The sequence below is a fragment of the Rhodococcus sp. 320_ES genome (assembly GCF_059691855.1).
The window spans coordinates 441,655-462,375 of sequence record NZ_JCAWAG010000004.1 but is presented as its reverse complement, the minus strand read 5'-3'; the positions used below and the strand labels follow the sequence as shown (position 1 = coordinate 462,375).

Sequence of the window (20,721 nt, the reverse complement as noted above, 5' to 3'; positions counted from 1 at the left end):
ATGCCGATCAACGAGACGCTCGCGCAGTTCAGCGACTGGTCGTTCAGGTCCGCGTTTGCCGTGTACCTTCTCGCCGCAGTCTTCCTCGTCGCGCAGTACGCGACGGTGAAGGTGGGAGCGGCCGCGGCGAAGGAGGAGAAGGTCCTCGTCGGCAGCGGGCCGAGCAAGCCCGTACTGACCGGCCCCGGACGCATCGAGCAGCCGGTTCGGCGTCCGGCGTCGGAGCGCTACGGCGGCGTCGGGTTCGCACTCGTCGGACTCGGTCTGCTGCTGCAGATCGCGTCGATCGTGCTGCGTGGTTTCTCCACCGATCGCTTCCCGCTCGGCAACATGTACGAGTTCGTCACGATGGCCACCGCGGCCGCCACGGTGACGTCCGTGATCGCGCTCCGCAAGATGCGCGTGATGATGATCTTCGTCGTCATCCCGGTGCTGATCCTGATGTTCCTCGCCGCCACCGTCTTGTACGCCGACGCGGCCCCCGTCGTTCCGGCCCTGCGGTCGTACTGGCTGCCGATCCACGTCACCATCGTCAGCGTCGGCAGCGGAATCTTCCTGGTGTCCGGCGTCGCATCGCTTCTGTTCCTGCTGCGCATTCGTCAGCCCCGCGGACAGGAGAAGTCGGGCCGGCTGGGCGCGTTCGCGTCGAGGCTTCCCGATGCGCAGACACTCGACCGCCTGGCCTACAAGACGACCATCATCGGATTCCCGCTCTTCGGTGCCGGCGTCATCCTCGGCGCCATCTGGGCCGAAGCCGCGTGGGGACGGTTCTGGGGCTGGGACCCGAAGGAGACGGTGTCGTTCATCGCCTGGGTCGTCTACGCCGCATATCTGCACGCCCGCGCCACGTCCGGATGGCGCAACACGAAGGCTGCATGGATCAACGTCGCGGGTTTCGTCGCGATGCTGTTCAATCTGTTCATCATCAACATGGTGGTATCGGGCCTGCACTCGTACGCCGGCCTGAACTGAGTCCTTGCACCAATTCAGATCGACGAACGCGACTCGGGGGTGTCGTCAGGGGGAGAAGAAATGTCGGACGAGCAGTACCGGTGGACCGAGCCCGATTACCGGGATCAGCAGAACTACCCGCCGGAGATCCACGAGCCGTGGCCGCGGGGTGGCCACATCGACGTCTCTCCCTCCGCGTCACCGGACGGTGTGACGGCGGACGACCTGTCGACGGCAAAGCTCCTCGGTGACGTCAAGCCCGTCCCTGCCGCCGGGTGGCGGCGCGTTCTGCACGACGCCACGGGTGGCCGCTGGAACGTCGGCAACAGCGCCAAGGAGCAACGCCGCATCGAGCTCACCAAACAGGTGAACCGGCCGCTGCACGGCAGCGCCAAGATCGCTCTGCTCTCGCTCAAGGGTGGCGTGGGCAAGACCACCATCACGGCAACCCTGGGGTCGACGTTCGCGTCGATCCGAGGCGACCGGGTGATCGCCGTCGACGCGAATCCCGACCGCGGCACCCTGAGTCAGAAGATGAGACTCGAGACGGACGCGTCGGTGCGCAACCTTCTGCACGACGTTCGCACCCTCGACAAGTACAGCGATGTTCGCCGGTACACCTCGCAGAACGAGGCGCGGCTCGAGATTCTGGCGTCCGATGCGGACCCGGCAGTGTCCGAGGCCTTCAGCGCAGAGGACTACGACGAGACGGTGCGGTTGCTCGAGCGGTTCTACAGCATCGTGCTGACCGATTGCGGCACAGGGCTTTTGCACTCGGCCATGCGCGCAATTCTGCACGGGGCCGATTCATTGGTGATCGTGAGTTCTGGTTCCGTCGACGGCGCGCGCAGTGCGTCGGCGACCATGGATTGGCTGGATGCTCACGGGTACCGCGAGTTGGTGGAGCAGTCCATCGCCGTGATCAACATGGTGCGGCCGCAGGCCAAAGGAGTGGATCTGCACCGCATCGTCGAGCATTTCGAGCAGAGGTGCCGTGCGGTGCGTCTGATTCCGTTCGACCCTCATCTGGAGCAGGGCGCGGAGGTAGACCTGAACAGGTTGCAGCCGAAAACTCGTGCTGCACTACTTGATCTCGCCGCCGCGGTGAGCGTCACGTTCACCTGATTGCACGTGACGTGACGCTCGACCGACGGGCTAGTCGCGAGTCTCGGGCGTCCCCTTCTCGGGGCGATCCGTCCGAGATTTGAAGTTGTCTCTGTCCATCTTCCACAGAAACTCCGGATCGTCGTCCGGCCCGCTCACGCGTCGAGTGTTCGCCCCGGTGTCGGGCCCGAAGGCCTTCCACAGGAGGACGATCACGACGACGAGAGCGATCAGTGCCAATAGGTAGATCACAACGCACCTCCTCCTACGAGAGTAGCTGCGGATTGCGATCCGGGCACCACACTGAGGGGCCGAGAATACTGAGAATTCCCGGCCTCACCGTGGGAGAAAGATCAGCGGTGCGCTTCGGTGGTGAGCGAGGTCAGCAGCTGCATCACTTCGGTCTCCCGGAAGCGGCGGTGACCACCCGGCGTACGGAGCGATCCGAGGCGACCGGCGTGTGCCCAGCGGGTCACGGTCTTGGGATCGACATGGAAGAGCGACGCAACCTGGCCCGGGGTGAGCAAGTTGTCAGCGGTCGTGGGGTAAGTCGGTGCACTCATGTGTCTTCCTCCGTTGTGTCTGGAGACGACGTGTTCTCGTCCGGGCTCCATGGTGACACCGAGACCCCTAGGTACTCGACTGATCTTGTGTTGGTAAAGGGGAGGTAATGGACAAATCGGATAGGTCCGGCGCGGGTAATCTGGGCTGATGACCGACTCCTCCAAGGGCAAACTCGTCCGCGATCTGGCGCTCTACACGGCCGCCCGCCTGGGGCTCATCGCCGTCGTCGCCGCGGCGATCTTCTTCGGCGCGATGCTGTTCGGCGTGCAGGTGCCGCTGCTCGTGGCCATGGTGTTCGCGCTCGTCGTCGCCTTCCCGCTCTCGATCGTGCTGTTCAAGTCACTGCGCATTCGCGTCAACGAAGACATCGCCGCCGTCGACGAGCAGCGCCGGATCGCCCGTGCGGACCTCGACGCGAGGTTGCGCGGGGAGTAGGGCCTGCGGCCGATTTGTTCAAGACCGCAGGCCGAGACCGTCGTAGCGTTCACAGCCATGACACCTCGCTTCGCAGTGATCGAACTCGTCGTCAGCGACATGGCCGCGTCGTTGGCCTTCTACCGAAAGCTGGGCCTCGATCTCGCCCCGGACCTCGACGCCGCGCCGCATGCCGAATTCGAGCTCCCCGGTGGTCTGAAGATCGCGTGGGACACGGCCCTGACCATCGCCTCGTTCGACCCGTCCTTCGTGAAACCGGAGGGCAGCGGAATCTCACTCGCTTTCGAGTGCACGTCGCCGGCCGATGTCGATGCCACGTACGAGGCCATGACCGCGTCGGGTTATTCCTCGCACCTGGCGCCGTTCGACGCCTTCTGGGGTCAGCGCTACGCAGCTCTGTCCGACCCCGACGGCTACGGCGTCGACCTGTTCGCGGCCAACTGACCGAGGGTGAGGCCGGACAGCGCTTTGACGTCGCGGGACAGATGGGCCTGGTCGCTGTAACCGCATCGCGCGGCGACGTCGATCGCCGCCACGCCGTTGTCGGTGAGCGCCAACGCCTGCGCGACGGACCGAGCGGGTTGATCCTGCGGTGAACCGGACAGTCGTTGCGCCGCAACAGCTTGCAACGTCGATTCCGGATCGTCGGCGTCGAGCACGAGACGTGCGCTGCGGGCAGACCACACCTCGTCGAGCGGGACTCGGGTGTTCAGCAACTCGTGCGCCGGAACGCCGAGTACCGCCGGACCTACGCCCGGCGCGAAGCGAAGAGCAACCAGCGAGCGTCCGACTCCGAGGCTCGTCAGGTGCGGGCCCGTGTCAGGTCCGACGACCATGACGCCGTCCTCGTGCCAGATGATGTCCATGCATCCGTCGGGAAGGACGCGGGTCGACTGCCCCGAGCCGGTCGACGACCACAGAACAGCCCCGTCGACGGACGATGCGTGCTCGGCGTACACACCGACAAATTAGACCGCCCGCGCCCGCAGCGCACGCTCCTGATGGTCCCGTTGCTCGACCACCAGGCGCCGGAGTGCCGCCGGTGCGTCGGTGTGCGCCCCGAGCCACTGGTCGACGAGGTCGAGGCCGTCGGTCTGCGGATACAGCCCGACCACCAACCGGCGGGCGATCTCGATGCTGCGCGTGCGCCACCATCCCTCGATGGAGGCGAAGTAAGCGCCGTCGTACGACGAGATCAGCTCGCGCGACGGCCCCGCCCGGAAGCCCGCGATCGTGGCGTCGACCAGGTCGTTGGAGAGGGTGTCGGACTCGGTGAGCGTCGACCAGGCCAACTGCTTGACGTCCGCATCGGGGCGAGCCGACAGCGACGCGAGGTGGTGACGCTGCCCGGCCGCGGTCCGGTCGGCGTCGAGCGCAGTGTCGAGTTCCTCGCGATCCGCGAGCCCGACCGCGGCCAGCGCGAACCACAGCGACCACCGTTGATCGCTGTCGAGGTTGTCGTCGAGAAGGGTGCGCACCTGTGCCTCGTGGGAAGCCGTGCGGGTGGCAGCGGAGGCGAAGGCCCGGAACCACTCGAGCTGACTGTCCGACGACGCCGGCGCAGCGGCCATCTGTGCGTTAGCGGTGCCGATCCACCTCTCGCGCAGCGCCTGTCGATCCGACGAATAGCGCTCGACGGCGTACTCCGCGTTCGCCAGAATCGACCCGAGCAGGCCGTTGTCGGACTCCGCCGGAGCGAACCGCACGGCCAGATCGACGTAGTCGGCCGCGGGGAGTCGGGCGTCGCGAGTGGCGTTCCACAGCGCGGACCAGATCAGTCCGCGCGACAGGGTGTCGGTGATGCGATCGAGGGACGTGCGGACGGTGTCCATGGACCGCTCGTCGAGCACGATCTTCGTGTACGAGAGATCGCCCGAGTTCAACAGGATCAGGTCGGTGTCCGGGAGATCGAGTCGGGTCGACCGCTCGGTGAGCCGGACGGTCTCCACCGACGTGTCACCGTCAAGATCGATGCAGGCCACCTGGACGACCTGCGGCCGCGAAACACTCTGCGTCAGAACACCACTCGCGCGGTCGTAACTCAACTCCCCGACCCCCGACGTCTGCAGCCACGCCCGGGCCCAGTCGTCGAGAGATCTCCCGAACGCCGCCGACAGCTCCGACAGCAGGTCCGGCAGCGTGGTGTTGCCGAACGCGAACGTGCGGAAATACGTTCTCGCACCGGCGAAGAACGCTTCCTCGCCGACGTAGGCGGCGAGTTGTTTCAGGACGCTCGCACCCTTGGCGTAGGTGATGCCGTCGAAGTTGAGCTTGGCCGCCTCGAGGTCGGGGATGTCGGCGACGATCGGATGGGTGGTCGGAAGTTGGTCCTGCAGATAGGCCCACGCCTTGCGGCGGTTCGCGAACGTCACCCACGCGTCGGTGAACTCCGTCGCGCGTACCGAGGCCAGTGCGCCCATGTAGTCGGCGAACGACTCCTTGAGCCACAGGTCGTCCCACCAGTCCATCGTGACGAGATCGCCGAACCACATGTGCGCCATCTCGTGCAGGATTGTGTTGGCCCGGCGTTCGTACTGCGCAGTCGTTGCGGCACTACGGAACACGTACGACTCGGTGAACGTGACACACCCCGGGTTCTCCATCGCGCCGAGGTTGTACTCGGGCACGAACACCTGGTCGTACTTACCGAACGGGTACGGGTAGTCGAACGCGTCGTGGAAGAAATCGAGTCCCTGCTTCGTCACCGTGAAGATGCGCTCCGGGTCGAAGCGGTCGGCGAGAGACGCGCGACAGAACGCGCCCAGCGGGACAACCAGATCGTCACGGCTCCAACTGGATTCGGCCCTGAAGTACGGGCCGGCGGCGATGACGGTGATGTAGGTCGAGATCGGCAGGGTCGGTGCGAAGGTGCGTCTGCCTGCGTCGGACGAGACCACCGATTGATTCGACAGGACCTCCCACTCGGCGGGGGCAGACACCGCGAAGGTGAACGGCGCCTTGATGTTCGGCTGTTCGAAGCATGCGAACGCCCGTCGCGCATCGGCCGGCTCGTACTGGGTGTACAGGTAGGTCTGGCCGTCGGCGGGATCGACGAAGCGGTGCAGCCCTTCGCCGGATCGGCTGTACGCACCGGTCGCGCGCACGGTGACCTCGTTGTGAGCTGTGAGGCCGCTCAGCGCGATACGCGCTCCGTCCCATGTGACGTCGATATCCACGCCGTTCACCTCGACGGAGTCGATTCGCTCACCGATGAAGTCGAGCCAGGTCGTGTCGGCGGACGCATCGAAGGTGAGCGTGGTGACCGTGGGGAAGCCGGTGACGGCGGGGTCCGGTGCAGCGCGGAGGTCCAGGTCGACGGAGTAGGTCACCTTCGAGACCACCTGCGCACGGTGGGCGGTCTCGGCTCGGGTCAGATTCGCGGTAGTCATCGAGTGCAATCTTGCACCTGTCAATCAATGTTGACAGTTTTACGAAGTCAATTTACATTGACAACATGACCGATCCGCGAACACTTGCCGATTCCGCCGGGTCCGGCGACCCCGCCGAGGGGCTGCGCGCCGTCATGGCGTTGCGCCGACTCGCCGACCGGCTCGAAGCGGTTCAGGTGACCAATGCGCGGGACCAAGGCTGGTCCTGGCAGGCCATTGCCGAGTCCCTGGACGTGAGCCGACAGGCCGTTCACCACAAATACAACAGAAGGATCCGCTGATGTTCGAGAGATTTGCGAAGAGTGCGCGGGTGAGCGTCACGCATGCGCAGGAAGAAGCGCGCGAGGCCGGCGTTCGCTCCATCACACCCGGGTTCCTGCTGCTGGGGACCGTGGTCGCTGCGGACGGACCCCTGTCCGACTTGCTGCAGCGGACCGGTCTGACCCCGGAGAAGGTGCGCGCCGAGCTCGGGGCGTCGCCGCCGCTCGGTGATCAGGACGTCGACGCGCTGAAGTCGATCGGCATCGATCTCGCTGCGGTCCGCGCCAGCGTCGAGGATCGATTCGGCGTCGGAGCGCTCGACGCACCGGAACCGAAGTCGAAGCGTCGCCACCGCGGTCACATCTCGTTCGACCGCTCGGCCAAGAAGGTGCTCGAGGCCGGCTTGCGAGAGGCGACGTATCGACGGGACACCTCGATAGAGCTCGAGCACGTCATGCTGGGCATTCTGCGCAGCGACGACCCCGCGGTGGTGGGCATGATCGAGCGGCACGTCTCGGTGGCCGCGCTGCGTCTGGATCTGGAAGCGCTGCTCGACCGAGCTGCGTGAGAATATCGAGTCATGGTTTTCGTCGTCAGACTCGTCGTCAACGCCATCGCGATCTGGGTGGCCGCATACTTCGTCAGCGGTATCGCGCCGGCGAGCTCGGGAAGAGGAACCGGATGGGACATCGTGGTGCTGCTCGGCATCGCCGCCGTGTTCACCGTGATCAACGCCTTCATCAAACCCGTCGTGAAGTTGCTGTCGCTCCCGCTGCTGATCCTCACTCTGGGGTTGTTCACCCTGGTGATCAACGCCCTGATGCTGCTGCTCACCGCAGCGGTGACGGACGCGACGGGTTACGGGCTCACCGTCGTCGGATTCGGGGCGGCGTTCTGGGGAGCGATCGTGATCTCGATCGTCAACTTCCTGCTCGGAGCGTTGGTTCCGGAACGCCGGGGATAAGTCAGGCCAGGAACAATGCGACGGCGGTTCCGACCGACCACAGCAACATCGCGAGTCCTGAATCGCGGAGCGCTGCAATGAGTTCCATACCGTGCTTGCCGCCGCGCACGGGTGCGTTGGCCCGCACTGCGAACACGAGCGCCGCCAGCCCCAGCAATGCCCATGGGGTTGCGATCACCAGAAGCAGGGTCATCACGAACGGAACGGTGATCAGCACCAGGTGCAGCGTCCGAGTGCGACTGTCTCCCAAGCGGACTGCGAGCGTGACCTTGCCGGACTCGGTGTCGGACGGGATGTCGCGCAGGTTGTTCGCAACGAGGACGGCACTCGAGAACGAACCGATGGCGACGGCGCAGACCAGGCCCACCCAGTCGGCCCGGTCGGCCTGAACGAACTGTGTCCCGAGCACCGCGACGAGACCGAAGAACACGAACACGGCGATCTCTCCGAAACCGCTGTAGCCGTACGGCTTCGATCCGCCGGTGTAGAACCAGGCGCCGGCGATGCACACGACCCCGATCAGCACGAGCCACCACGCGGTGGTGACGGCCAGAACCAGACCGGCCACCCCCGCCACGGCGAAGCAGCCGATCGCGGCGAATTTGACCGAGTTGGGCGACGCGACCTTCGATCCCACCAGCCGCAGCGGTCCGACACGGTCGTCGTCCGTGCCGCGGATGCCGTCGGAGTAGTCGTTCGCGAAGTTGACGCCCACGATGAGCGCCAGGGCGACGATCAACGCCAGCGCCGCTTTCCACCAGGTCACCGCGTCGATCGAGGCGGCGGCACCGGTTCCGGCGACGACGGGTGCAATTGCGTTCGGCAGGGTGCGCGGTCTCGCGCCTTCGATCCACTGGGCTGCTGTCGCCATGGGTCGATCCTTGCCTACGATGTTCCTCTGGTGAAATTCAGATGAGTGTTCCCCACGTTCTGGTGCGTCTGCTCGGCGATGTGTCGACCCGTCGCGGCGACGATCTGGTGCCGCTTCCCGGTGCCCGCTCCCGCAGTGTCCTCGCTGCGCTCGCGGTGCGTCCCGGGCGCAGTCGCAGTGCGCATGCGCTCATCGAGGACGTGTGGGCGGACTCTCCGCCGCGCTCGCCGATGAACGCTCTGCACACCCAGGTATCGCGCTTACGGTCGGCCCTGCCCGACGGCGCACTCGAAATCGGGCCCTCCGGTTACCGCCTCGTCCTCGACCCGACGCAGATCGACCTGGGTGCGGCGCGCATCCGGGAGCGCGACGCCACGCAACTGCTCGCCGAGGGTTCCCCGCGGGCTGCTGTCGATCGGGCGACCGACGCACTCTCGTTGTGGGTCGGGACGCCGGGCGAGGACCTGCCCGACGGTGACCTTCGCGACGACGTGATCGCCGAGTCCCAGCGCTGCCGTGCGGCCTTGGAGTCGATCGTGCTGCGCGCATCGATCGAGGACGGGGACTACGAAACCGCCCTGCCGCTGGCGCTCGCCGCGTGTGCGGAACGCCGCCTCGACGAATCCGCGCACCTCGAACTGATGAGGGCGCTGCACGGACTGGGCCGCACCAACGAGGCGTTGTCGGTGTTCGCGCGACTGCGCGAGCGGTTGGCCGACGAACTCGGGTCCGATCCGTCGCCACGTATCTCGGCGTTGCACACCGAGATGCTGCGGGGCGAGTCCGACCCGCGTCGTCACCGTGCGAGGCCGGGCACGCCGTCGGCCATCGGGATTCGGGCGTCGCCCAATCCGCTGCTCGGGCGCGGCGGCGACATCGAGGACATAGAGGACCTGACGCGACGGTCGCGGGTGACGACGATCCTCGGACCCGGAGGAACCGGCAAAACCCGTGTGGCGCACGAGATCGGCAGTCGTAGCTCGCCCACGACGCCGGTCACCCTCGTCGAGTTGGCGTCTCTGCGCAGCGGCGACGACGTGGTGACCACGATCGGCGCGACCCTCGGCATCAGCGAGGCGGACATGCGGTACGTCGGGCTGCCGCGCGCCCGCAGTACCTCGGCTCGTGAACGACTTCGCGAGGCCCTCGCCGCGCGCCCGATGCTGCTGATTCTCGACAATTGCGAACACGTGATCGCCGACGTCGCGGACATCGTGGCCGATCTGACTGCGGCGAGTCCCGGTCTGACGGTTCTGGCCACGAGCCGCGCACCGATGGCGATCACCGCCGAGTCGGTGTACTTGTTGCCGCCGCTCGCGACGACGCCGGCGGTGGAGCTGTTCGCCGCCCGCGCCCGCGCCGTCCGCCCGAGTGTTCGGCTGGTCCCCACCGAGGTGACGGCGCTCTGCGCGCGACTCGACGGTTTGCCGTTGGCCATCGAACTCGCGGCCGCGAAGGTGCGCACGATGTCGGTCGACGAAATCAACACGCGTCTGGGACGACGCTTCGCGCTTCTGGCGACCGGGGACCCCACGTCGCCGCCGCGCCACCGTACCCTCCGCGCGGTCATCGAGTGGAGTTGGAATCTCCTGGACGAGCCTCAGCGAATCGCGTTGCGACGGCTCTGCCGATTCCCGGCCGGGTTCACCCTGGCGGCAGCCGAAGCGGTGGCGCAGTTCGGCGCAGTCGACGATGTCGCCGCCGCCATCGACGGGTTGGTGAGTCAGTCGATGCTGTCCGTGGTCGAGCGTGCCGACATGGGTCTTCGGTACACGATGCTCGAGACCGTGCGGGAGTTCGGTGAGGAACAGCTGGTGGCGTCCGGCGAATCCGACGAGGTGATGCGGCGTACGTCCGACTGGGTCGTGAATTTCGGGCTGCAGTCTGCCGTCGAGGTGAGGACGCCGAACCAGCTCACGGCGATTCATCGGATCGAGGCCGAACACGACAATCTCGTATCGGCACTGCGGCAAGCGGATTCGATCGGTGATACACGAACGGTGTTGACCGTCTTTCCCGTTCTCGCCTTCTGGTGGTCGATCCGCGGGGCACACACGGAGGTCATGGCGTGGGCGCCCAAGATACTGGCGATCGACGTGTCACGGGCCGGTGCGACGGACGTGCCCGACGACGTGGTGGCGACCGGCGTGCTGTTCGCCGCGGCCCACCTGACATTCGGCATGACCCCGCGGCGGCTCGCTCGCGCCCGAATGTCCGTCCGACGCATCGTGCGTACTCGTCCAGACGTCACGCCGTCGGTGCGGTTGCTCGCCGTCTTGGCCACGACGCCGGCGGTGGCGGCACCTCGGCTGCTCGCCGCTGCCCTGCGTGAGGCGGACACGTCCGTACGCGTCACCGCCCACATGGCGCGAGCGTCCCTGCGAGAGAACGCGGGCAACCTGAGCGGAGCCGAACGCGACAGCCGGACCGGACTCGAGCTCGCACTGTCCGCGCGTGACATGTGGTCGATCGGTGTCATCGCGCAGAATCTGGGCAGCATCCTCTCGCAGACAGGCAGATTCGACGACGGGATCTCCTTCTACGAGCTGGCCGTGTCCCAGCTGCGCGAGCTGCACGCGTACGAGGAGAGCCTGCAGGTGGAGAGCTACCTGTGCGGCGCGATGATCGGCGCGGGCATGCTGGCGGAGGCACGCGTGCGGATGACCGATCTGACCGGTGGCGGCCTGTCACGGCCGGACGACATGGACTCGATGCAGCGCAACGCAACTCTCGCGATGCTGACCGCGATGGATGCGGAATGCACACTGGCCGAGGGTGATACGGAAACAGGCCTCGGGCTGTACCGGCGCGCCGTCGATCACGCGGGCGGCCCGGATCCCTCGGACACTCCCGACCCCGGAGCCTTCGTCATCATCAGCGGAGCCGTCGCCGCGCATGTCGCGGCCGGCCGGTGGGAGATCGTGAGTGAGTGGATTCCTAGGCTCGCTGCCGCTGCGCGACGCAGGTTGGGGCACGAGGGAATTCCGGACTATCCTCAGATCGGTTGTGTCGCAGTGGCAATCGGTGCGTATCTGATTGCCTCGGGTGCGGATTCCGATCGCGGTCTGTCGATGCTGCTGTCCGGAATCAAGACGCGCAGCAGGCAGGATTCTCCGTCGTTGTCGTGGGAGCGCCGACTCGATCATGCGCGCTCCGTACTCGGGAGCGAACGCGTCGCGCAGGCCCGGGCCCTCGTCGCCGGAACGACGAGAGCCGGGGCCCGATCCACACTCCTGGACCTGCTGGGTCCGATCTAGGTCTTGCGCATGTACGTGCGCACGGCGAGCGGAGCGAAGATGGCCACGATCACCGCCGCGCCGAGGAGCGACAACCCGAAGTCGACTCCGATCGCGCCGTTGTTCGCGAGTTCCCGCACCGCAGTGACCACGTGCGACACCGGATTCACCTTCACGAACGCCTGTAGCCAGCCCGGCATCGTGTCCACCGAGACGAAGGCATTGGAGAGGAAGGTGAGCGGGAAGAGCACGAGCATCGACACGCCCTGCACCGCGGACGCCTTGTTCATCAGTACGCCCATGAGCGCGAAGATCCAGCTGATGGAGAAGGCGCACACCATGACCAGAAGGGCCGCACCGAGAACACCGACTATGCCGCCCTCGGGCCGGTACCCCAGGGCGAAGCCGACGACGAACGTCACGGTGGTTGCAATCGCGTACCGAACGACGTCGGCCAGCAACGCACCCGCCAACGGCGAAATACGCGCTATCGGTAGCGATTTGAAGCGGTCGAAGACTCCCTTGTCCATGTCCTCCCGCAGCTGGGTGCCCGTGACGATCGATCCGGTGATGACGGTCTGCACGAGGATTCCGGGGATGATGGTGGGCAGGTAGGCCGAGATGTCACCGGCGATGGCGCCGCCGAATATGTAGGTGAACATGACGGTGAAGATGATGGGTTGCAGTGTCACGTCGAACAATTGCTCGGGGTTGTGCCGAATCTTGAGCAGACCTCGGTAGGCCATCGTGAGCGAGTGCCGGACCGTCTGTTCGAGCGAGATGGTCCGGGAAGGCCGGAGGCCGGTCGCGGGCATGCGGGTAGGCCGGAGGCCGGTCGGGGATAACGGTTCGGTCGTCATGCGGGGATCCTTTCGGGCTGACCGGTGATGGTCAGGAAGACTTCGTCGAGGCTGGGTTTGCTGACGGTGATCTCGTCGACCTCGATACCGTTCTCCCGCAGGCGAATCAGGACATCGGTGGTCACGGACGGGGAGGCGAGGGGAGCGGTGAGGCGAATTCCGTCGGCGCCGACGACCACATCGACGCCGAGCACACCGATCACGAGCGTGCGGGCCTCGTCGATGCGCGTCGGATCTGCGATGGCGAGGTTCAACGAGGACGTCCCGACGGATGCCTTCAGTTCGTCGGCCGTACCGTCGGCGATGACGCGGCCGTGGTCGATGACGGCGATGCGGTCGGCCAACTGGTCAGCTTCGTCGAGATACTGAGTGGTGAGCAACACCGTCGAGCCCTGTGCAACAAGATTTCTGATGGTGTCCCACATCTGAGCGCGAGTGCGCGGGTCGAGCCCCGTCGTCGGCTCGTCGAGGAAGAGCAGTGGCGGTGCGGCGATGAGGCTGGCGGCGAGGTCGAGCCGTCGACGCATTCCGCCCGAGAAGTTCTTCAGTGGCTTGGTTGCGGCCTCGGTCAGGCCGAACTCCTCGAGCAGGTCACCGGCCTTGATGCGTGATGCCGTGCGCGTCAGTCCCAGGAGTCGGGCGAACACGATCAGGTTTTCGGTTGCGGTCAGGTCCTCGTCGACCGAGGCGTACTGGCCGGTGACACCGACGAGGGATCGGACGGCCGTGGGCTCGCGCACGACGTCGTAGCCGAAGATGCGGGCGGACCCGGCGTCGGGACGCAGCAGAGTGGCGAGCATTCGGACGGTGGTGGTCTTGCCGGCGCCGTTGGGCCCGAGGACGCCGTAGACGGCGCCTGTCGGGACGGTGAGGCTGACACCGTCGACGGCGCGTTGGGTGCCGAAGTTCTTGACGAGGCCCACGGCCTCGATTGCTGGAGTGGAGCCTGCGGAACGACTCTTCGATGCTGTGGAGGTCATGGGACAACCATGGGCGGGTGTTCTTGCACGGCTCTTGCACCGCGCATGCGCTCTATGCGCCTCCGACCTTTTGCGCAAATCCCATCGGCGCAGCTACGATCAGCCGTGCGCCCTGTTTCAGGGGTTTCCCGCGGCTTGAGTCGACGGCCTCGGACGTAGCTACCCATCTAGATCTGTGTGCGGTGCACACTGCGGGAGACTCGTGAGCTGCGATTTCGTTCATGTCCGGGAAGTGGTCGCGTCGATGGACGCCGACGAGTTGGACAATGCCATCTTTGCGCTCGTCGCCCGCCAGCGAGCGCTCCTGCTCAGCGGTGACCTCGAAGACGTGTGGTCCGTGACCCAGGATCTCGAGCTCTGCCTGGCCGAGCGGTCACGGCTCGGCAAGTCTCAGGTCGGATAGCCCGTGTCGGTCGGCGGCACGGGGTCGGGTTCGTCGCTGTGACCCACGGTCTTCAGTTCCGCGAGCAGCAGCTTCGGCCCGTCGGCCACCGGGAAGAGCGTCGCGCGTGCGTCGACGACGGTCCAGCCTCCGTCCAGCCTGCGCAGGCGAATCCCCGGTAGAGCCGATTCCGTCGCTCCCGCGTAGAAGGCGCGAGCCGACGCCACGATGCGCTCGATGTCGTCCGGATGCGGGGTGTCGCGCTGATCGCGAACGCCCTTCCAGGCGATGCCCGGGACCGGGTCGGTCACCCACCGCACGAGTCGCATCTTCGCAAGGTCGACCAGCGCGATCGCGGTGTCCGATCCGCGCGAGAGCGATTCCAGTGCAACGCTTTCCACACTGGGCGTCGGTGGGTCGAGAGGCACGTCGAGTTCGAACATGATGCCGCGCCACGACGGTCCGTCCGGGTTGGCCACCGAGCGCATCACCGATCTGACGGGGAGGGAACCGGTGGCCGACGCGACGGTGAGCGATCCGACCCACGAGTGGCCCGGACCGTCGCGCAGGGTGAGGGAGACGAACTCGAGGGCTCCGTCGAAATGGATGATCGAGCGGAACAGCTCGGGTCCGGTGAAAGACGTGCGGTCGGCGTCCTGACCGAACAGAGTGCGCATGTCGGGGGTCAGGCCCAGTACGCGCGTGGACGCGGACCAGTCGAACGCGCCGGTCACGGGCCATCGAGTCGGGACGGCGTCGCCGGGTCCGTGCCACAGCCGAAGCCCGTGCACGACACCGTCCGTGCCGAGTATGGGACGTGCGACGACGACGTCGCCGATGTGCGAGACGGGAAAGGTGGCGTCGGAACCGGACCGTGCGGCCGACGCGATTGCCGACCGTGCCGCCGTGTGAGCCGATTTCGTCGGCAGGGCCCGTGACAGCGACGCCCACTCCTTGGGCCTCTCCCCGAGGCCGATCACGGTGGCCTCCGCGACATCGCCGCTCAGTGTCTCGACGAGAATCCAGTCGCCGGACACGTCAGCCGTCGCCTGTGAACAGCGACCGCACTGCGGCGCGGTCGACCTTGCCCGGTCCGCGCACCGGCAACGCGTCGACCAGCAGCATCTCGCGCGGTGCGGCGTGGTCGCCCAGGGTGGCCCGGACGTGCGAGCGCACGTCGTCGAGGGTCGGCGTGGCCCCGCTTCTCGCCACCACCGCCACCGACACTCGCTCGCCCAGCCGGGCATCCGCGACGCCCACGACGGCACACTCGGCGATGTCGCCGTGGGTCGCCAGAGCCGCCTCGACCACCTGCGGCACGACGGTCAGGCCGCCCGTGGTGATGGCCTCGTCCAACCGGCCGACGATGCGCAGAACACCGTCGTCGGACAGCACGCCGGCGTCGTCGGTTCGGAACATCCCGGGTGTGGCGAAGGCGGGATGGTCGGGCATGCCGCGGTATCCCGATGCGAGCGTCGCGCCGCCGAGGAACACCCGCCCTGTGTCGTCGAGCGTCACCGTGACGCCGTCGAGGGGGACGCCGTCGTAGACGCAGCCGCCGCAGGTTTCGCTCATCCCGTAGGTCCGCACGACGGTGATTCCGGCGTCGACTGCTCGGGCGAGGACCGGTGCCGGGGTGGCCGCACCGCCGAGCAGGACGGCGTCGAGAGACGCCAGAGCCTGTGTGGCGGAAGGGTTGTCGAGCGCTTTGATCAGCTGGGTGGGCACCAGTGAGGTGTAGCGGCGCGGGCCGTCCATGGCGTCGATCGAGGACGGCAGATCGTTCGGGTCGAAGCCTCGAGCGACGTCGAGGACGATGGGCACGGTGTTCGCGGCGACGGAGCGCAGCAGCACCTGCATGCCGGCGATGTGGTGGGCGGGTAAGGCGAGCAACCACGATCCGGGGCCACCGAGCCGATCGTGTGTTGCCGACGCACTCGCGCGCAGCGCGGGGGCAGTCAGCAACGCCCCCTTGGGAATTCCGGTCGATCCGGAGGTGGCGATCACCATGGCGACGCCGGGCTCGATCGGTTCTCCCGGCGCCAACGCGTCGGTCAGGCGGGAGGTCTCCCGCGCATCGAACGCGGGGACGGGAAGGACAGGATCCGCTGCGCCGGAGACGATCTCGGACAGTGCGGGCAGAAGTGCCAGGACTGCGGGACCGGAGGGAACGTCCAGCGTGCGCAGGCGAGCGCTCACGCGGTGTCCGGCCACTCGTCGAGGTGCCGCCGGACACGGTCGATGTCGTCCTCGCTCGGAACCTCGTCGGTCACCTTGGTGATGCCGACGCCGATGTCCGCGGCTGCAACTTCCTCGTCGGAACGCAGCTCGGCCGCCACCTGTTCCACCTCGTCGTCGGTGAGTCTGCGCCGAAGCAGGGCCATCAACGGAACGTAGTCACGCTCCGGTACACCGTCCGGATAACCGGTCCGAAGCCATGCCACGATCGAGGCCAGCACGGGCGGAATCGGCATCGGACCAGTTTACTGCTCGGCCGACTTCCAGGGTTCGAAGGGATCGGCCAGCGGCCAACCTCCCGCAGCGAGGCGCGAGCGGACGCGATCGATGTCGGATTCGAGAGGGAGTTCGTCGGTCACCTTGGTGATGGCCGCTCCGATGTCGGCCTTGTCGACTTCCGTGCTGGCGAGCTCGTCGACGAGCTCCTTGACCTCGTCGGGCGAGAGGCGACGCGACAGGAGAGCCATCAGCGGGACGTAATCGTGCGTGGGTACTCCGTTGGGATATCCCGCGCGCAACCACTGCAGGATCGCGTTGATGACTCCCCCCGCCACGACCGAACCTACTTGGCCTTGGCGCCGAGGATGTACACCCCGGTGTGGTGGCCGATGAAGTCACGCGAGACGAACAGGACCCCGAGAACGACGGCTACCGCGACAATAGCGAAGGCGATGAACGCCAACGCCTTTCCGGCGGACGAGGTGGTCGTGGTGGTGCCGTCGGCACCGACGGTTCCGAGTGCGGCCGAGCGCACGCCGAGTGCGAACAGTGCGGGCAGGCCGGCGCCGAGGAGGAGTCCGAAGACCACGACTTTCCAGAGTGCGCTGACGTTGAGCCAGGTGGACATCGCGTTGTGCCTTTCAGACGGTGGCGGGGGCGGGAACGGCGGGGGAGGTGCTGGTCTCGTCCCACTCGTCGTTGACGTTGTCGTGGTTGATCGGAGTCTTGCGCGAGTGCAGGTACATCCAGGCCGACGCGGCGATCAAGATGGCGAACACGACGAGGATTCCGGGCAATCCGCCGATGACGTGGGACAGGAAGTAGCAGAGCGCGCCGACGACGCCCGCCGCCGGCAGGGTGACGAGCCACGCGGTGGCCATGCGGCCCGCGACTCCCCAGCGCACCGAGGCGCCGGGCTTGCCGACTCCTGATCCGAGGATGGAACCGGTCGCGACGTGGGTGGTCGAGAGGGAGAAGCCGAAGTTCGACGCGAGCAGGATGACGACGGCCGAGGAGGATTCGGCCGCCATGCCCTGCGGAGACTTGATTTCGACGAGTCCCTTGCCGAGGGTGCGGATGACGCGCCAGCCGCCGAGGTAGGTGCCGGCGGCGATGGCCACGGCGCAGGACACGACGACCCAGATGGGCGGCATGGAGTCGGTCTTGGAGACGCTGCCGTACGAGATCAGAGCCAGGAAGATGATGCCCATCGTCTTCTGCGCGTCATTGGTGCCGTGGGCGAGCGAGACGAGGGACGCCGAGCCGATCTGGCCGTAGCGGAATCCCTTCTCCGACTGCTTTTCCGGGACCTTGCGGGTGGTGCGGTAGACCAGCCACGTTCCGGCTGCCGCGACGGTTCCCGCGATGATCGGCGAAAGTGCCGCGGGGATGATGACGGAGGAGACCAGGCCGTGCCAGATGACTCCGTGTCCGCCGACGGCCGCGATCATCGCGCCGACGATGCCGCCGATGAGAGCGTGCGACGAACTCGACGGAATGCCGAGCAGCCAGGTGGCGAGGTTCCAGGTGATGCCGCCGACGAGGCCGGCGAACACGATCTCGAGGGACACCAGGTTCGCGTCGACCAGGCCCTTGGCGATGGTGGCGGCGACCGCGGTGGACAGGAATGCGCCGACGAGGTTCAGCGAGGCCGAGAGGGCCACCGCCACCTTGGGCTGAAGCGCGCCTGTTGCGATGGAGGTCGCCATGGCGTTACCGGTGTCATGGAAGCCGTTCGTGAAATCGAAGGCCAGGGCGGTGACGACAACAACCGCCAATACGATGAATTCCGCAGTCACGACGCAAAGTGTGAGGCTCAACCTCCGCGAAGTAAAACGGCCGACGGCCATTTCTCGACGTCGTGCCGGGGCGGGCCGAAAGTATTCATTCTCCGTTCACCTTCGGCGTCCGTTTCGTCCGAATTGCCTGGTCAGCGAGTGATTCGCTGGGCAAGCGACGGTAGCTGTTGCAGAGCGTTCAGCCGTTCTATTCGATAGCGCTGATCGTTGTCGAACACCTCGCTCAGTCCCGGTGCGGGATCGGTCGTCGTCCCGGCGCGATATACGAGTCCGCTGAACGGCCAATCGGAACCGAAGACGACGTTGTCGATGTCGGTGACCTCGAGCACGCTGCGCATGGCGGCTGCCGACGCCGACAGCGAGGTGTCGTAGAAGAATTTCGCGATCGACTTCTCCGCCGCGAAGACGGACACGTCGGGTGCAGCGGGGACGGCGGACCGCGGCAGTTGCAATCGTGTCGCCAGGAACGGCACGCATCCTCCGGCATGCGCCAGAGAGAATCGGATGTTCGGGTACCGGTCGATCGTTCCCGACGCCATCAGAACGGTGGCGGCGCGCGTGGTGTCGAACGGATACTCCACGTAGAAGGCGGGGAAGGGAAGTTCGGGCTTGTTGTCCGCCGGTACCTCCGCGGGGTGCACGAACACGAAGGCGCCTCGGGCGTTCAGCGCGGCCATGATCGGTTCGAAGCGGGCGTCCCCGAGGTAGATCCCGTCGTAGCTCGACAGCAGGACGACACCGTCGAGCCGTCGAACGTCGAGCGCGTAGGTCAGTTCGGCCAGGGATGCGCCGACGTCCGGGAGGGGCAGAGAGGCGAAAGCGCCGAACCGGGTGGGGTACCGAGCGACGAGGTCCGCGGCGTAGTCGTTGGTGTAGCGGACCATCTCCACCGCAGCGGCGCCCGAGAGGAACCCGACACCCGGGTCCGAGATCGACACCACCTGAGCTGCGATCGCGTGCCCGTCCATGAAGGCCAGCGCCTCCTCGGGGGACCACGACGGCACGGGCGCGAGCGACTTGACCGTGTAGCCCGTGGCGGTCAGCGCGTCGCGGTAACGCGGCGGGAGGAAATGGGAGTGCAGGTCGATCCGGTAGTTGCCGGTCGGCGCTGCCGACGCTGCCGTGGAGCGGGCGGCCAGCCCCGCGACGACACCCCCGGTGGCAAGCGCCCTGATCGCAGTGCGGCGTGAAACATGATCCATGTGTCCCCCCGTGGACTCGTCAGTGAATGTCGTGCTGTCTCAGGACGATCTTTTCCATGACGGCGTCCGGAACGACTCTCCTCACGGCGAACGCCAATGGCGCTCGGCTGCCGACCGCGTACAACGGTTTGGGGTTTTCCGCCTCGATGGCCGACACGATGGTGCGTGCCACTCGCGGTGCCGAGATCCCGACCGCCTCGTTGGCGTCGAGTTTGCCGATGACGGTTCGATACCCGTCGCCGTATACGGAGTCCGCGGTGATGCAGTGGTTGCGCCGAGTCGAGATTCCCGTGTTGATCGCGCCGGGTTCCACGGTCGTGATCTTCACCCCGTACGGCTCCACCTCGGCCCTCGCGCTGGTCGCGAAACCCTTGATCGCCGCCTTCGACGCCACGTAGGACGAACGGAACGCGACCGGGAAGCTCGCGAGCATGGATCCGACCATCACCACGCGCCCGTATCCGCGGGCGCGCATGCCCGGCAGAAGCAACTGGGTGAGGTGTACCGGTCCGAAGACGTTGAGCTGGAAGATGCGCTGCAGCTCGTCCTGTGGCAGCTCTTCCAAGGGGCCGCACTGACTTTCGCCGGCGTTGTTCACCAGGATGTCGACGTCTCCGACCGCTGCGGCGCACTTCTCGACGCTCTCCGGGTAGGTCAGGTCGAGGTCTACGTACTCGACTCCGTCGGCGTGGCCGACCCCCGTCGAGGTGTCGCGTCCGGTCCCGACGACGCGGTACCCGCGTTGGGCGAGGTCGACCGCCACCGCGTACCCGATTCCGGACGTCGCGCCCGTGACGAGCGCTGTTCTCGTGGTACCCATGGCGGACGGCCTCCCAGACGGCTAAGTGATGACATTATCAGCACTGATCGTCTGCTCTGTCAAAGATCACCGGCGCTGATCCCTGCGGAGAGGATGGTCGTCGGGAATCTGGACGAACACGATGGGCACCCCGTCGGGGTCCTTGGTCCACATTTCGATCAGCCCCCAGGGCTCGGTCGTCGGGCCGCGGTCGACGTCCACCCGCGCGGCGACCTCGTGCACGTCGCGTACCTGTAGCCACAGAGCGCCGTCGAACGTCGACGGCGTCCCACTCGCTCCGTGTGCAGCGATCTCGATCAGCGATTGACCGGCGAAAAAGACTGTGCCGCCGGGGTATTCGCGAGCGATACCCAACCCGAGGGTGTCTCGATAGAACGCCAGCGTGACGTCGTAGTCCGCCGGCCGCAGGATGACGCGACTGCTCAGGATCTCCACCGCTGACACGG

At 66.6% G+C, this 20,721-nt stretch carries 25 protein-coding genes; 9 read left to right on the top strand and 16 right to left on the bottom strand.

The features are described from left to right. Window positions 1-972, top strand: a complete 972-nt coding sequence (gene ccsB, locus AC59JP_RS16540; protein ID WP_497326880.1) for a c-type cytochrome biogenesis protein CcsB — start codon at window positions 1-3, stop codon at window positions 970-972. A 60-nt stretch (window positions 973-1,032) separates the two neighbouring features. Continuing rightward, a complete protein-coding gene (locus AC59JP_RS16535) occupies window positions 1,033-2,076 on the top strand; it encodes a MinD/ParA family ATP-binding protein (RefSeq protein WP_497326879.1) in 1,044 nt (347 codons plus the stop codon). Between the two features lie 30 nt (window positions 2,077-2,106). Here AC59JP_RS16535 and AC59JP_RS16530 read toward each other — a convergent pair whose 3' ends face one another. Continuing rightward, entirely contained in the window at window positions 2,107-2,307 is a 201-nt protein-coding gene (locus tag AC59JP_RS16530; protein ID WP_497326878.1) for a hypothetical protein, read from the bottom strand. 101 nt (window positions 2,308-2,408) lie between these two features. Next, window positions 2,409-2,618 carry a BldC family transcriptional regulator gene (locus AC59JP_RS16525; protein WP_188543312.1) on the bottom strand — a complete coding sequence of 70 codons (210 nt, stop codon included), beginning with the start codon at window positions 2,616-2,618 and terminating at the stop codon, window positions 2,409-2,411. Between the two features lie 148 nt (window positions 2,619-2,766). Here AC59JP_RS16525 and AC59JP_RS16520 point away from each other — a divergent pair, with 148 nt between their 5' ends. Continuing rightward, entirely contained in the window at window positions 2,767-3,054 is a 288-nt protein-coding gene (locus AC59JP_RS16520) for a DUF4229 domain-containing protein (protein WP_497326877.1), read from the top strand. Window positions 3,055-3,111: 57 nt separating this feature from the next. Continuing rightward, window positions 3,112-3,498 carry a VOC family protein gene (locus AC59JP_RS16515; RefSeq protein WP_497326876.1) on the top strand — a complete coding sequence of 129 codons (387 nt, stop codon included), beginning with the start codon at window positions 3,112-3,114 and terminating at the stop codon, window positions 3,496-3,498. On the opposite strand, the gene AC59JP_RS16510 is transcribed toward AC59JP_RS16515, so the two are convergent. Further along, window positions 3,468-4,013 (bottom strand): DUF6597 domain-containing transcriptional factor, encoded by a 546-nt coding sequence (locus tag AC59JP_RS16510; RefSeq protein ID WP_497326875.1) that lies wholly within the window; start codon window positions 4,011-4,013, stop codon window positions 3,468-3,470. The genes AC59JP_RS16515 and AC59JP_RS16510 overlap by 31 nt on opposite strands. 9 nt (window positions 4,014-4,022) lie before the next feature. Continuing rightward, the gene (pepN, locus tag AC59JP_RS16505; protein ID WP_497326874.1) at window positions 4,023-6,443 is read right to left on the bottom strand and encodes an aminopeptidase N; all 2,421 of its coding nucleotides are present in this window, start codon (window positions 6,441-6,443) and stop codon (window positions 4,023-4,025) included. Between the two features lie 65 nt (window positions 6,444-6,508). Here pepN and AC59JP_RS16500 point away from each other — a divergent pair, with 65 nt between their 5' ends. The 3 genes from AC59JP_RS16500 to AC59JP_RS16490 are packed head-to-tail and all read left to right on the top strand — an operon-like array spanning window position 6,509 to window position 7,668. Then, window positions 6,509-6,724 (top strand): helix-turn-helix domain-containing protein, encoded by a 216-nt coding sequence (locus AC59JP_RS16500; RefSeq protein WP_497326873.1) that lies wholly within the window; start codon window positions 6,509-6,511, stop codon window positions 6,722-6,724. Beyond that, window positions 6,724-7,272 (top strand): Clp protease N-terminal domain-containing protein, encoded by a 549-nt coding sequence (locus AC59JP_RS16495; protein ID WP_497326872.1) that lies wholly within the window; start codon window positions 6,724-6,726, stop codon window positions 7,270-7,272. The genes AC59JP_RS16500 and AC59JP_RS16495 overlap by 1 nt, the downstream gene beginning before the upstream one ends. Before the next feature lie 12 nt (window positions 7,273-7,284). Continuing rightward, complete coding sequence (locus AC59JP_RS16490; RefSeq protein WP_497326871.1) at window positions 7,285-7,668, top strand: phage holin family protein; 384 nt, start codon at window positions 7,285-7,287, stop codon at window positions 7,666-7,668. 1 nt (window position 7,669) lies between these two features. Here the strand turns inward: AC59JP_RS16490 and AC59JP_RS16485 are convergent, their stop codons facing one another. Then, window positions 7,670-8,539 (bottom strand): 1,4-dihydroxy-2-naphthoate polyprenyltransferase, encoded by an 870-nt coding sequence (locus AC59JP_RS16485; RefSeq protein WP_497326870.1) that lies wholly within the window; start codon window positions 8,537-8,539, stop codon window positions 7,670-7,672. A 41-nt stretch (window positions 8,540-8,580) separates the two neighbouring features. Here AC59JP_RS16485 and AC59JP_RS16480 point away from each other — a divergent pair, with 41 nt between their 5' ends. After that, window positions 8,581-11,796, top strand: a complete 3,216-nt coding sequence (locus AC59JP_RS16480) for an ATP-binding protein (protein ID WP_497326869.1) — start codon at window positions 8,581-8,583, stop codon at window positions 11,794-11,796. Here AC59JP_RS16480 and AC59JP_RS16475 read toward each other — a convergent pair. Together AC59JP_RS16475 and AC59JP_RS16470 are read right to left on the bottom strand one after the other, a co-directional pair. After that, window positions 11,793-12,635 carry an ABC transporter permease gene (locus tag AC59JP_RS16475; protein WP_497326868.1) on the bottom strand — a complete coding sequence of 281 codons (843 nt, stop codon included), beginning with the start codon at window positions 12,633-12,635 and terminating at the stop codon, window positions 11,793-11,795. The two genes, AC59JP_RS16480 and AC59JP_RS16475, sit on opposite strands and share 4 nt — an antisense overlap. Further along, window positions 12,632-13,615, bottom strand: a complete 984-nt coding sequence (locus AC59JP_RS16470; protein WP_497326867.1) for an ATP-binding cassette domain-containing protein — start codon at window positions 13,613-13,615, stop codon at window positions 12,632-12,634. The genes AC59JP_RS16475 and AC59JP_RS16470 overlap by 4 nt, the downstream gene beginning before the upstream one ends. Before the next feature lie 202 nt (window positions 13,616-13,817). On the opposite strand from AC59JP_RS16470, the gene AC59JP_RS16465 reads away from it, so the two are divergent. Next, entirely contained in the window at window positions 13,818-14,018 is a 201-nt protein-coding gene (locus AC59JP_RS16465; protein WP_497326866.1) for a hypothetical protein, read from the top strand. On the opposite strand, the gene AC59JP_RS16460 is transcribed toward AC59JP_RS16465, so the two are convergent. From AC59JP_RS16460 to AC59JP_RS16420, 9 genes are all read right to left on the bottom strand, one after another. Then, window positions 14,006-15,034 carry a GAF domain-containing protein gene (locus AC59JP_RS16460; RefSeq protein WP_497326865.1) on the bottom strand — a complete coding sequence of 343 codons (1,029 nt, stop codon included), beginning with the start codon at window positions 15,032-15,034 and terminating at the stop codon, window positions 14,006-14,008. The two genes, AC59JP_RS16465 and AC59JP_RS16460, sit on opposite strands and share 13 nt — an antisense overlap. Window position 15,035: 1 nt before the next feature. Beyond that, the gene (gene menE, locus AC59JP_RS16455; RefSeq protein ID WP_497326864.1) at window positions 15,036-16,196 is read right to left on the bottom strand and encodes an o-succinylbenzoate--CoA ligase; all 1,161 of its coding nucleotides are present in this window, start codon (window positions 16,194-16,196) and stop codon (window positions 15,036-15,038) included. After that, window positions 16,193-16,471: a DUF3349 domain-containing protein gene (locus AC59JP_RS16450; protein ID WP_497326863.1), complete on the bottom strand. Its 279-nt coding sequence runs from the start codon at window positions 16,469-16,471 to the stop codon at window positions 16,193-16,195. Before AC59JP_RS16450 ends, menE begins: the two co-directional genes overlap by 4 nt. 9 nt (window positions 16,472-16,480) lie before the next feature. Beyond that, window positions 16,481-16,789 carry a DUF3349 domain-containing protein gene (locus AC59JP_RS16445; RefSeq protein WP_497326862.1) on the bottom strand — a complete coding sequence of 103 codons (309 nt, stop codon included), beginning with the start codon at window positions 16,787-16,789 and terminating at the stop codon, window positions 16,481-16,483. 8 nt (window positions 16,790-16,797) lie between these two features. Next, a complete protein-coding gene (locus tag AC59JP_RS16440; RefSeq protein ID WP_497326861.1) occupies window positions 16,798-17,082 on the bottom strand; it encodes a hypothetical protein in 285 nt (94 codons plus the stop codon). A gap of 13 nt (window positions 17,083-17,095) precedes the next feature. After that, on the bottom strand, window positions 17,096-18,253 hold the full coding sequence (locus AC59JP_RS16435) for an inorganic phosphate transporter (RefSeq protein WP_497326860.1): 1,158 nt from the start codon (window positions 18,251-18,253) through the stop codon (window positions 17,096-17,098). Window positions 18,254-18,384: 131 nt separating this feature from the next. After that, the gene (locus AC59JP_RS16430) at window positions 18,385-19,455 is read right to left on the bottom strand and encodes an amidohydrolase family protein (RefSeq protein WP_497326859.1); all 1,071 of its coding nucleotides are present in this window, start codon (window positions 19,453-19,455) and stop codon (window positions 18,385-18,387) included. A 19-nt stretch (window positions 19,456-19,474) separates the two neighbouring features. Beyond that, window positions 19,475-20,275 carry an SDR family oxidoreductase gene (locus AC59JP_RS16425; RefSeq protein ID WP_497326858.1) on the bottom strand — a complete coding sequence of 267 codons (801 nt, stop codon included), beginning with the start codon at window positions 20,273-20,275 and terminating at the stop codon, window positions 19,475-19,477. Window positions 20,276-20,341: 66 nt separating this feature from the next. Beyond that, a complete protein-coding gene (locus AC59JP_RS16420) occupies window positions 20,342-20,710 on the bottom strand; it encodes a VOC family protein (protein WP_497326857.1) in 369 nt (122 codons plus the stop codon). Window positions 20,711-20,721: the final 11 nt, after the last annotated feature.